The organism is bacterium (genome assembly GCA_037143175.1).
GTDB lineage: Bacteria > Verrucomicrobiota > Kiritimatiellia > CAIKKV01 > CAITUY01 > JAABPW01.
On record JBAWZF010000069.1, the window covers coordinates 1 to 11,728 of the forward strand.

Here is an 11,728-nt window from a genome sequence, read left to right on the forward strand (position 1 = left end):
TTTCGCCGGATTGGCGTGCGTGCGTTTCAACTATGGCTATGGGATGCTAGTGTAAGGGAATCAGGCAGAGATCAATACCGGCCAACCCGCTTCCGGTAAAACGTCACGCGTGGGCCGGACCTGCGTGCAATTCCAACCCCAGGGCACCCATTACTTTGAGAATAGTGTCGAAGCTAGGGCCACGGTCGCCCGATAATGCCTTGTACAAACTTTCGCGTGAGAGGCCCGTATCCCGGGCCACCTGTGTCATGCCTTTGGCGCGGGCAATGTCACCAAGCGCTTTGGCAATAAATGCGGCATCACCATGGGCTTCCTCTAAACTGGCTTCAAGATAAGCGGCCATTTCCTCGGGATTGCGGAGGTGTTCGGCTACGTCATAACGGCTGGTTTTCGTTTTGCTCATATTGCCCTCTATAGATTCTGTGCAAGATGCAATGCGGTTTTAATGTCTGTAGGTTGTGTTCGCTTGTCTCCACCAGCCAGAAGGATAATTACAGCATGGCCCTGTTGTTTAAAGTAAACTCGATAACCTGGTCCATAATCAATTCTCAGTTCAGAAACGCCCGCCCCAACTGGTTTTGCATTTCCCGCATTTCCTGTTGCCAGACGCTCTATTCTTACGAGGATGCGAGCTCTGGCACGAATGTCGCGTAAGGCATCCATCCAACGGGTGAAAACTTCTGTTTTACGTATTTCAATTCTGCTCATGATGGTAGCCTCAAGGATACATGTTGTCAACTCTCTGTATTGTCAATTTTACAATATCGGTCACCTCAATCCTCTCCCGCTCCTCCTTCGCCAAGGCTACGGCGGACAAAAATGGGAGAGGAAGCAGATCAGGAGTCTTCCTCAATGGGCGTATTGGGCTTCTCCCTGGCATAAACCCAGATCATGAAACGAATCCCCACAAGTACCCCGTAAAACCCCAGCACCACCCAAAGCGGGATGTGCAGAGCCTTCATGTAGCCATAGGGAATGGATGCAAACCATCTGGCGGATTCGGTCATTAGGACGATCAATGCCAAGTTGGCGTGATTGAAAAGATCGGCAAAGAATAGCGCGAAGGAACCCAGTGTGAGTGACAACACCCCAGTGATGATGACGAGGGAGGAGAGGGGGACGACGAGCAAGTTGGCGGGGAGTCCGATGGGGGAGAAATTTCCGAAAAAAAGGATGGTGAGTGGCATGGTCACCAGCCAGGCTGCCAGGGAGACGGAAAGGAGGTCGCTGAAGTGATGCCACAGGGCGCGGAGGTTGGTTTGCCAGGGTGGATCGGGTTCAAGTTTCAGTGAGTCCTTGGCGAAGAAGGTTTTGAGCCAACCGGAAAAGACCGGACAATACAGCACCAAGCCGAGGACGGCAGTATAGGAGAGGATGAAGCCGATATTGGTGAGATCCTCTGGCTGCATGGCCAGGATGATGATGGCCGAGGCCGCTAGGGTCGTGAAAATATCGGGCTTGCGGCCCAGTAGTGGGGCGAGCCAATAGACAATTGCCATGATGCAGGCCCGGACCGCGCTGGGTTGAAGTCCCGTCATAACCGTATAAAGGATCAGCAGTGGTGCCATAAAAGGAACCCAGCGTGTGCGGGGAAGACCGCAGGCCGCGAGGATGGTGATCACGACTCCCAAGTAAATAATCACGTGGATACTTATTATAAACTCTATAACAAATGGAATATGAATAGCGGTATTATAAACATTGGCTGTAATGAAGGTTTAGGGTGGAAGTGACTGCGTGGTCATTATGAATTTGATAGGGGTGAGCAGGGGGTGGGTAAACTGCGGTTTGATGGTGGGGAGCTATAACCAAAGCCACCTGCTGGTTAGTTTTCGGGTGGAATGCAAACTAGGGTTTGAGATTTGGTGCGAGGTAAGGGCGGGGAGGTATTCAGACCTATTTTGTGAAACAATGTAGTAATTATTTTTGCAAGACCAGAAGGGTCGTATTTTTGTCCAAGTAGATACCAGTATCTCCCATGAGCTAACCAATGCCGATAATGCAGTGCGCCCCGTAATTGACTTACACTGGCTTTAGCGGTTGGGTGTTGTTTGGCCAGTGTATCAAGAATGTGATTATCAAGGCTGATTTTGTCGCTATTAGCTTTGTCAATCGCTCTGAACTCCCGACTAATAGAATCCTTTTTCTTCCGATCAACCCTTTGTGTGTAATCAACCCGCAAGGCGGCTTCTGCTGATGCAACTATGAAGAGGCTCGTTTGGCAGTCTGTTTCTTCAAGTTTATCGGAATAGAACTTGGAAACTTCGTTAACACTCTTGCCGAAAAAGGGATGGTCAGGAGGAACGGTGCTTGAGGTGAGCAATGATTTTGTTTGTTCGGCAGTTTTAACAATGCTGTCACGGACAATTTGATAGTGTTCCAAGATTTCGTCCAGATGAATCTGGATAGGGTTAATCGATGCCGTCATTCCATTACCTCTTTAAGAACGGTTTGAAATGAGTGTTGATTGAAAGGAATAAACCTGATTTTAGGGGTCTTTTCATAAAGAGTCCAATTGCCTTTATTAACAAGAATAGTGCGCACACCTTTTTGGCCCTTGATATCAATCCTGCCATCGGCTCCAATAATCAACGTGCCCTTAGGATAAAATGAGACGCGCTGATTGCCGACAAGTAAAGTAAGTGCCTTGACCGTATATTTGCCAATGTATTCCTCTTCCAAAGAAATCTCTGTTTCAAGAAAGCTTAACACTTGTTCCTGTTCCAATGGTTTAAGCCACCCCCGAATAGTGCCGTATAAGGCGTCGATTTGAGTAATCCATTTGTTTTTCCTCGCATCCCAGTCGATGGGCTTCTTTGATGAAGCTTGGCTCTCCGCTTTTGCTCGAATAAAATCAGTAAGCAATTTAACCTTGTCCATGTGTCTCCTGTTCGTTTTGTGTCATTCACATTACTGAAAAAACGGTTGAATGATGAATCGAATTATTGAGAAAAGAGGGGTGATGATTTTCTGCTCACGACTTTGAAAGTCCAGCTTTATGCCCACATCCCATCCATCCCTCCGACAGCCTCACCCACTCTCCCACTTCCTCCATCAATCTCAGTCCGGCCAAGACATAATCGCACCCGGTGAACTCGCCAATCCATGCTTCACAGCGCAGTCGGCAGTATCGAAACAGGGGAGAACCACCAGGCAGGCCATTTCCAAACCCAGTTTGGATTCAGACGCTCCTGCTTGCCCCAAGCCTCGGTTCGCGGTGGAACGTGAAGGAGGCGCATACGTCGGACGTACGATTCTCGAACTAGACTGGGTGTACAATAATGCTCGACTGATAGCGAGGCCTGATAGCGACTGGCTGACTCCAAATATCATCCAAGAAATAGATGACAGATCTGAGTCCGATCCTCGTTCTAGCAGTATGGCTGGTATTCATGCCGATAACCTGATGGGGTAGGGTCGTTAAACCATTCGGGGTAATAGCCATTTCCAAACTAAGTTTGGTTTTTGGGTGACCAGAAGGTTCGGAATGGCTGGCACCAGGCGGGGTTGAATTATTGCGGATCATTTCTCAATTTCAAAAAACCGTCGTATTAGCCTCTGCCGTAATGGGAACAGGGTGGCGAATCGTCGGGAAAGTCTTTGTTTTAGTCTGATGAACTTGGGTGTGGGGACAGGTGCGTGACTTAAGGCGACACATTTACTTCAACCCGATAAAACTGTTGGGATCCTGTCGTGGTGTCCTGCAATGAATCAAGACCGCCTACACCTCGAACACCGATCTGATCAGTAACGTTTGACCAAATTCCGGTCTGAAGATTTTCGCGCCGCTGGAGAGTGTAGTATCGCCTTGATGATGATGGGAAATAGACGGTGAGTGGAGAGATGTTCGAAATGACTGATATTTGGAAGCGCGAAGCCGGGTTCGTTGGATCCGTGTCAGCTACATAATCTTGCCAGAGGGGAGTCCCTTTGACGCCGAAGTTGTTCTCGTCGCTGATGCCATATTGAGTCATCCACCAGTTGGGTGTACCCAATGATTGAGTATCAAAAGCAATGGTGCGGACATTGTAATCGGGTGCAGTGCCTCTGAAATGGATCCAGCCCATGTTCTCACCCCATGCGTAACCATCAAAAGTCCCTGTGATCATATTGATGGTCACCTGATTGCTGGCAGAATTGAATTTGATCCACCCGATGTTCTCACCCCATGCAAGTCCAGAGAGATTCCCAGCTGCGTTAAGATTCACACCCCAGTCTGTGGCAGTTGTATTGGCATAGGGGCCACCCGGGTCACTGCCTAGTTTAATCCATCCAATGTTCTCGCCCCAGGTAAGCCCAGATAGGTATCCGCTTGTTCCATTATAATGAATCGTTATGCCTTGGTTCGTGGGTGAGGCATTTACCCATCCTGTGTTTTCTGCCCAAGCAAGTTTATTGGTAGGGTCAATGCCGGTAGAGGCCCATGTTGTGGTTGATAACAAGAACCCCAGTGTGGGGGCTAAAAGTAGGCTTTTGGATTTTGCAATCATTAACTAAGCCCTACTTTTACGGACCACCGCGGACGGGCCACACAAAGCTTACGCCCGCCTTACTGGTGTAGGCCACGTTGCCACTGTTCAAGTACACGATCCACGCGCCGGTCGTATCATCCTTGCGCGTAGAAGACGACCAGTAGGTACCCCCCTGAACGCCAGTGAACGGATGGCCCACCGGCAGCGGGGGATTGTAACTACCAAAATCAATCAAACTCTCCAGTTCCTTAACGTTCGGTAGCCGCCAGTCGCCCTCCACCGATGCATCGGTCAGACCACCCTCGCCACTGTTTAGTGTGGCGCAATCCGTCAGGGCAGTTGCCCATGTGCGTGAGCCCGCCTTAAAGTTGGCGTTCTTCAGCCAAATAAGCCCAGTCAGGTTGTCCGTCACCGTCCCGTCGCCATTATCTGTGAATCGAGGACTCGGTAAAACCACCCCCTTTTCTAAGTCGCCATCATCCCCCGCCACATAGGAGATCGTCTGTCCCGTCTTCGGAACCGCAGCATAATAGGCGCTAGCTCCCGCATTCGTGCTCAATATTCCAATAACGCCGAATATTGTCACGTTCTTCCTGATGTTCACTGCCGCCAGGTCCACGTCCACCATCGTCAGGTTTGTCGCCGCGTAATAGCCCGCCGACATCGCTGTTGTTGTGGATGACAGCGTCTGTGGCGATACAAATGCAGTAACTTTCTGGGCGGTATCAACCTGTTTCTGATAGATCTCCTCAAGAGTGTGCATGGTGGGTCCGGGTGCATTAGTAGGATCCAGACTCCCTGCTGGTGATCTGCTTGTTAGCAATAATAAAGTGAACAAGGTTGTAAATATAAAACTTGGGATCATACTAGCCTTCTCCTTCAGTCCTTTGTGAATCAGATGTAGACATGCTTTAGCTATTCTTTCGGCAAAATATACCATCTTTCTGGCCGTGTCCATCCTCCTGTTCCCTTTCTGTTAACTCGATGCCTGAGCTTCCCTGCCAACTCGTTGAATGTTACTTCCTTAATACGGCTCTGTAGGATGTCCAGGGCGCGGGGGAAGTTGAATTGGTGATGCTTGGATTTCAAAAAGCCAACTGTTGGTTAGGAAAGCTGAGGAGTTGGTGTCATGCCGGGTGTGTGGGCGGTTGAGTTTTTGTTGGAGTCATGCCTGCTGGATTTTCATGATGCCGGTGCGGTGTATAGGGGCGGATGTCTCTGAAATGGTGGGGGATGGGCGTGGAGATCAAACCAGGTTTGATTATGGATTCGTTTAGTTTTCGGATGAGTGCGGGGAATTCAATTACAGGCTCGACAAGGTAGGCTTTTGGGTGAATCATGTAAGGCGTAATCTGAAATTCTACCCGTTACCTCATTGTGTCAGGTGACATTACGGCTCATTAAAAGAGGAAAATAATGACGATTGATGAAATTAAGATCCACACGGCTCCCTGTAATATCTTTTTTCATAACAATACAATGATTTACTGTAGATGGATGAAAGTAGGAGAACATCCTGTCATGGGCGTTACAATACAGATCATCGATGCTGATAATAATAAAAAGAATATCTCCGCAGACACTATTGTGCGGATTACTAAGGCTTTACCGCTACCAGGTTAATAATTACATGAAGGAAATTAACGGCATTGTAATGGTGACAGGGCGTGGCGGAACTGCTTTTACTGGACAATTAACTCAAAAGGTAAATGGGGATATAGTTGTGTGTCGAAATGCTCCAACATGGCTCTCCGACTCAAACTGCTTGATAGTCATAGATGCAATAAAAAAGAGGGCCACAAGTGTTGCCATTGATGGGGAAGTGCTGAAGATCGAGACCATATGGCAAAAAGTGCATGAGAGTTGTTGATGAAAAACCGGATTGAAAACGGGATGATTGCGATGAATTACGGCATTAATAATCTTTTTCGATTTCGAAGCATGAAAGCAGCTTTTTTCTATGCATTTTGTCTCTTTGCTACTGCCACAAATGTACAAGCGATTACCGTTACGTTTGCCCCTAATGGAGGTTCGGTAAGTCCCGCATCAAAAACAGTTATATACGGTCAAACTTATGGTGCCCTTCCTACACCAACTAAGGTCGGGTATACCTTTCAACTTTGGTACAATGTTAACGGAGATTCTTGCAGTTCAGGTACGTATGTGTCATTTAATTATGATCACTCCTTAACTGCATTGTGGGAAGCAAAGCTTTATAGTGTCGGGTACGATTCGCAAGGTGGTGCATACAATCCGTCAACGAGAAGTATTTTGTATGGCAGCACTTTTGATTCGCTACCAACAGTGACACGCACTGGATATGCCTTTAGTGGTTGGTGGACTGGATCTGGCGGGACGGGAGTACAAATATTTCCTTCGTCAGTATTTAACTTTGTAACGGCTATTACATTATACGCGAAATGGACTGGTAACAGTTACACTGTGACGTTCGATGCGCAAAGTGGGGCAGTATCACCGAGTACTAAAATTGTCACTTACAATTCGGCCTATGGGTCGTTGCCCGCTCCAACACGGTATGGATATACTTTTGCGGGGTGGTTTACTATTGCAGGAGGAGCAGGGGTGCAAGTAACATCTTTGACGACAGTGACGAATACGGCAAACCACACGCTTTACGCGAAATGGACTCGTAACAGTTACACTGTGACGTTCGATGCGCAAAGTGGGGCAGTATCGCCGAGTACTAAAATTGTCACTTACAATTCGGCCTATGGGTCGTTGCCCGCTCCGACAAGATCGCGATACACTTTCGGGGGATGGTTTACTAGTGCAGGTGGGGCAGGGGCGCAAGTAACATCTTTGACGACAGCGACGAATGCTTTTGCTCACACCCTTTACGCGAAATGGGCAATTAACATTTATACACTAGATGTGACGACGCCATTAGCCAATGCAATTCCTCCAGATGGAACTAGTTACTTTTCTGATGGAACAGTTGTGATTGCTTCCGTCACGAATTCCCCTATTTCGGAAGGTGTGTCTAATCATTTCGTTTGCATTGGTTGGGTCGGGTCGGGGAGCGTACCGTCATCAGGTACTGGAACGAATACCGGGATATTCACAATGATGAATAATTCATCAGTTACATGGTTATGGTCAACGAACTATTGGCTCGACGAATCGACAAATGCTCAGACCTGGACGGTTATTCCAAGCAAAGGTCCCTTTGCTGGGGGTAACACGGTCTGTATAACAAATACGGTGCCCAGTATAGGTGATGGCTTCGATATTATAAATGTGACAATCGGCGGAGTGGACGCGATCATCGGAAATCAAGGAACAAACTGGGTGTCGATTAGGGTTCCTCTGGTAGGTGTGTCTGGGGGCCTGGATGTCGTTGTTCGGTCTACTTCTCTCGGGGATACCACATTATCAAAGGCTTACATTGTGAACCCTAAGGGCGTGATCAGCGGTGAGTATACGGGTCAGTACTCTTGGACTAAACTCGGCAACGCCTATGTACCTATAAACAAAAGAGTACGTTCATTGGCATATGACGGAATGGGCCTTTATGTGGGGGGGGGGTTCACGAGCAGTGGCTCTAGTATCCCAGTGGACGGCATTGCAAAATGGGACCCAACGACTGGCTGGTCGTCCCTCAGCAATGGTGTGAACGGCAGTGTGAAGGCCATGGCCTATAACGGTACGAATCTTTATGTAGGAGGTAATTATTTTTATATAGGACGTGATTTCTTTGGTGCTGGCGGTATTGCAGCGAACAACACAGCAGAATGGAGTCCAACGACTGGCTGGACGTCTCTCGGTAATGGTCTGGACGACGGTGTGAATGCCTTGTCCTATTTGGGGACAAACCTGTTTGCAGGCGGCGTGTTCCTGACGGGGAGTTCATTATCGCTGGGCTGTATAGCAAAATGGAATCCAGCGACTGGTTGGTCTTCCCTTAGTCACGACCTGGATGGCAATGTGGCTGCATTGGCGAACGACGGGACGAATCTGTTTGCAGGTGGCCAGTTCATTTACTCATACAACGGCGCACTGTTGAATCGCATAGGAAAATGGAGCCCAACGTCTGACTGGTCGCCCCTCAGTACTGGCGTCAATGGCAATGTGGCAGCGTTGGTGCATGATGGGACGAACCTGTATGTAGGAGGTGCTTTCACGACCGCAGGTCCTAGTGCCGCGAGCCACATCGCGAAATGGAACCCAACTACAGGTTGGTCATCCCTCGGCAGTGGTGTGAATGGTATTTCCGCTAGCGTGAATGCGTTGTTGTTTGACGGGACGAACCTATATGTGGGAGGTGTATTTACTAACGCTGGTGGTATTGCAGCGAATAACATCGCGAAATGGAGCCCAACTACCGGCTGGTCATCCCTCAGCAGTGGCATGAACGGCAGTGTCGATGCATTGGCTTATGACGGCACGAGTCTATATGCAGGTGGTGATTTCACGTCTGCTGGTGGCAGTGCGATATCCTATATAGCGAGGTGGATGCCTGGCTCAGGGATACTTCCGTCCAGTGGTAGTTTTACTGGTGGCTATCAAGTAGTCATCTCCGGTATTAACCTTGGTAGTGGGGCTGATATAACGAATGTTACAATCTGCGGTGTATCGGCAAGTAATATTATTGATCAAAGTGGAACGCAAGTGGTCGTAGCCGCTGGAAGCGGTACACCTGGTCCCGGTGAGGTAAAGGTTTATTCCGAGAGTTTTGGTGTCACAATAAAGTCCAACGCGTTTATCTATAACCCGGCTATTGAGATATTGTTTGGCCCTCATGGTACTGTGACACCGAATCATATGACAGATGTGATTTATGGCGGAACGACGAGTTTCGTTGTTAAGGCGGATGCGTACTATCACATTGAAAGCATTTTTACTAACGGTATAAGAGTGAGCGTAGCGAATAATAAGTCTGTCTATACTTCTTCATGGAACAATGTGACGACGACTGGACTAATATATGTCGCCTTTGCGGAGAATCTGACAACCAATACCAGCACCCCAGAATGCTGGCTTGCGCAATACGGCTGGACTAACAATTTTGAATTCGCCGCGACGAATGATTCGGATAGTGATGGCATGCTGAATTGGCAGGAATGGCTTACAGGGTGCAATCCCAAGGACAGTAATTCTGTATTTCGGTTTACCAGTAGCGAATCGGATTCATCTGGACAGGGAATGGTTATCCGGTGGCCTAGCATATCCAACCGGTTCTACGACCTGAGCCGGGCCACAAATCTGATGGGGGAAACCCCTTTCACCGTTTTCCCTGACGCCAGTAACATGCCAGCCAGGCCCCCTGAAAACGTCTACACTGACTCAGTTCAGGGTGTAGGTTCGTATTTCTATAAAGTCGGCGTGCACGAGTAATTGGGCGGATGATCCCCCAGTCCCAATAGAAGATCGCCAAGGGAAAGGCAATATGTCTGTAAGTAGTTGATTATCAATATGGATTCAGGAAGGATTTCGGCTCCTGCTTGATTTCAGTAAGAAAGTGAAGTAGCATTTCGGCATGGTTGACACGGTAGACATCAATACCTATGTGAAAAAACTGGCTGAAGAATTCAAGCCGGATCGGGTGGTATTGTTTGGCTCGTACGCCCGGGGAACAGCCGATGAAGACAGTGATGTTGATTTGCTGGTGATTATGTCTCACAAAGGGCGAAACGTTGATCAGGCGTTAACCATCCGAAAGCGGATTAATCGGTCTTTCCCTCTTGATCTAATCGTCAAAACCCCCGTTGAAACCCGCCAGAGATTGAAGATGAAGGATTCCTTCATAACGACCATTTTGGAAGATGGTAAGGTATTATATGACAAGGGGCGCCAAGGGACAAACTGTTCGTAAGGCGTTGATTTTCAATGGGGCCTTTGCTGAGATTATGGCGGCAGGCAAAGTTTAATACTGGTCCATCTTACACAGGGTACCGTCATGCATGGCCTGAGCCAGCAGGTAGTTCCTCCCTCGGAGTACCATTCATTTTGCGAGGCTTGGTGCGCGCCCTAATCGCTTTCGTGCAATCCCAAAGTCTGCCGGATTTCCATGCGGCAGCGCTTCATCGTTTTTACCGCAAGAACGGCTTCAGGGCGATCTGCGGATTCGCCAGGATACCGGAATTGTACAGCATATTGCGATAGACGCTTCATGTCTGCACTCATTCCGGCCCAAAGGGGGAATTGATCCAGACTGGCGTTTAGTAGTGCATCGAGGTCATGCGTTTTCGTGAATGGCTTGGCTTGCTTGGTCAGAGTCGCTTTCAGGTACTTCTCGATACATTGCTGGGCATGAAAGCAGATAGCGTTAAAGGCTGGGTTCTTACGCGCACGGAGTTCACGAATGGCCACACCATAGTCTTCTTCCGCTTTTTCGATCCATTCGTTAAGGATGGCGTTCATGTAGAATCACGCCTTCCTTGAGAATAGTGCTCAAAAACATATCGCCCATCGACAACCTCTTTTTGATTTCTGATGGACGGCGGACAATCAGGTCTAGAGGAAACTTCCGTTGAAGCTGGATATCAATGGCAACCGCTTGCTCAACATCCTTGCGCTTGTCGTGATTCATAATGACCAGCATATCCACATCACTATCCTCATGTGGGTTTCCTCTGGCGTAGGATCCAAAGAGGATTACGCGCTCTGGGGCGAATTGACCTGCCAAGGCCGCCACGTAATTTGTGATGTCGTTCCGGGATATCATGGGGATATCATACACTGAGCATGGGAAAGTTCCATGAGAAATCTCGCGCTCATACCTGCGGCGACTGGTCATTCCTCCCCTTCAGAGAACGGTGGTGATTTTTCCTTGGCATAAACCCAAATGGCGAAAGACCTCAATTAGTATGTCCCTGGAATTGTGAATTGCTGGAATCACTCAGAATTACATGCCGGTGACACCAGGTTCATCGGAAAAAAACCGAAGCGCTTCGGTTTTTTGAGGGCTTGGACCCAACCGTTCTGTATTGCCTCGCCACGTTGCCTGACGAGAAGGCCGCCACACTCACGCTCGATATGCTGCTGACTGACCCGCGAACCGGGCGGCAAATGCGTGGGCCGGACTAGCGTGTAATTCAAGCCCTAATGCTCCTATCACTTTGAGAATCGTATCGAAGCCAGGGCTGCGGTCACCAGATAATGCTTTATACAAACTTTCGCGTGAAAGGCCGGTATCCCGGGCCACCTGTGTCATACCCTTGGCACGCGCAATGTCGCCGAGTGTTGCCAACCGAATTATGACCGTGTGCCGTTCCTGAATTAAATCTGATGAAAAG

The 11,728-nt window shown here is 48.6% G+C and carries 15 protein-coding genes; 5 read left to right on the forward strand and 10 right to left on the reverse strand.

Annotation, left to right across the window (positions count from 1 at the left end; translation table 11 throughout):
• Positions 1-103: 103 nt before the first annotated feature.
• The 5 genes from WCI03_14020 to WCI03_14040 all read right to left on the reverse strand — a co-directional run bounded on the left by WCI03_14020 (position 104) and on the right by WCI03_14040 (position 2,880).
• The gene (locus tag WCI03_14020) at positions 104-403 is read right to left on the reverse strand and encodes an addiction module antidote protein (protein ID MEI8140968.1); all 300 of its coding nucleotides are present in this window, start codon (positions 401-403) and stop codon (positions 104-106) included.
• Between the two features lie 8 nt (positions 404-411).
• Positions 412-708: a type II toxin-antitoxin system RelE/ParE family toxin gene (locus WCI03_14025; protein MEI8140969.1), complete on the reverse strand. Its 297-nt coding sequence runs from the start codon at positions 706-708 to the stop codon at positions 412-414.
• A 128-nt stretch (positions 709-836) separates the two neighbouring features.
• Positions 837-1,643 (reverse strand): ComEC/Rec2 family competence protein, encoded by an 807-nt coding sequence (locus WCI03_14030; protein ID MEI8140970.1) that lies wholly within the window; start codon positions 1,641-1,643, stop codon positions 837-839.
• A 182-nt stretch (positions 1,644-1,825) separates the two neighbouring features.
• Complete coding sequence (locus WCI03_14035; GenBank protein ID MEI8140971.1) at positions 1,826-2,428, reverse strand: hypothetical protein; 603 nt, start codon at positions 2,426-2,428, stop codon at positions 1,826-1,828.
• The gene (locus WCI03_14040) at positions 2,425-2,880 is read right to left on the reverse strand and encodes a hypothetical protein (GenBank protein MEI8140972.1); all 456 of its coding nucleotides are present in this window, start codon (positions 2,878-2,880) and stop codon (positions 2,425-2,427) included. Before WCI03_14040 ends, WCI03_14035 begins: the two co-directional genes overlap by 4 nt.
• A gap of 118 nt (positions 2,881-2,998) precedes the next feature.
• Between WCI03_14040 and WCI03_14045 the strand changes: the two genes are divergently transcribed.
• The gene (locus tag WCI03_14045; GenBank protein MEI8140973.1) at positions 2,999-3,415 is read left to right on the forward strand and encodes a DUF3825 domain-containing protein; all 417 of its coding nucleotides are present in this window, start codon (positions 2,999-3,001) and stop codon (positions 3,413-3,415) included.
• A gap of 229 nt (positions 3,416-3,644) precedes the next feature.
• On the opposite strand, the gene WCI03_14050 is transcribed toward WCI03_14045, so the two are convergent.
• Both WCI03_14050 and WCI03_14055 read right to left on the reverse strand, forming a co-directional pair.
• The gene (locus WCI03_14050; protein MEI8140974.1) at positions 3,645-4,490 is read right to left on the reverse strand and encodes a hypothetical protein; all 846 of its coding nucleotides are present in this window, start codon (positions 4,488-4,490) and stop codon (positions 3,645-3,647) included.
• A 16-nt stretch (positions 4,491-4,506) separates the two neighbouring features.
• Positions 4,507-5,337 (reverse strand): DUF1566 domain-containing protein, encoded by an 831-nt coding sequence (locus WCI03_14055; protein MEI8140975.1) that lies wholly within the window; start codon positions 5,335-5,337, stop codon positions 4,507-4,509.
• Between the two features lie 551 nt (positions 5,338-5,888).
• Between WCI03_14055 and WCI03_14060 the strand changes: the two genes are divergently transcribed.
• The 4 genes from WCI03_14060 to WCI03_14075 all read left to right on the forward strand — a co-directional run bounded on the left by WCI03_14060 (position 5,889) and on the right by WCI03_14075 (position 10,305).
• Positions 5,889-6,095 carry a hypothetical protein gene (locus tag WCI03_14060; protein ID MEI8140976.1) on the forward strand — a complete coding sequence of 69 codons (207 nt, stop codon included), beginning with the start codon at positions 5,889-5,891 and terminating at the stop codon, positions 6,093-6,095.
• 7 nt (positions 6,096-6,102) lie between these two features.
• A complete protein-coding gene (locus WCI03_14065) occupies positions 6,103-6,342 on the forward strand; it encodes a hypothetical protein (protein ID MEI8140977.1) in 240 nt (79 codons plus the stop codon).
• Positions 6,342-9,827 carry an InlB B-repeat-containing protein gene (locus WCI03_14070; protein MEI8140978.1) on the forward strand — a complete coding sequence of 1,162 codons (3,486 nt, stop codon included), beginning with the start codon at positions 6,342-6,344 and terminating at the stop codon, positions 9,825-9,827. The genes WCI03_14065 and WCI03_14070 overlap by 1 nt, the downstream gene beginning before the upstream one ends.
• 142 nt (positions 9,828-9,969) lie before the next feature.
• Positions 9,970-10,305: a nucleotidyltransferase domain-containing protein gene (locus tag WCI03_14075; GenBank protein ID MEI8140979.1), complete on the forward strand. Its 336-nt coding sequence runs from the start codon at positions 9,970-9,972 to the stop codon at positions 10,303-10,305.
• 155 nt (positions 10,306-10,460) lie between these two features.
• Here the strand turns inward: WCI03_14075 and WCI03_14080 are convergent, their stop codons facing one another.
• The 3 genes from WCI03_14080 to WCI03_14090 form a co-directional block, all read right to left on the reverse strand.
• A complete protein-coding gene (locus WCI03_14080) occupies positions 10,461-10,853 on the reverse strand; it encodes a HEPN domain-containing protein (protein ID MEI8140980.1) in 393 nt (130 codons plus the stop codon).
• Complete coding sequence (locus tag WCI03_14085) at positions 10,837-11,157, reverse strand: nucleotidyltransferase domain-containing protein (protein ID MEI8140981.1); 321 nt, start codon at positions 11,155-11,157, stop codon at positions 10,837-10,839. Before WCI03_14085 ends, WCI03_14080 begins: the two co-directional genes overlap by 17 nt.
• Before the next feature lie 300 nt (positions 11,158-11,457).
• Positions 11,458-11,728, reverse strand: a 271-nt coding sequence (locus WCI03_14090) for an addiction module antidote protein (GenBank protein ID MEI8140982.1), incomplete at its 5' end; no start/stop codon positions are given.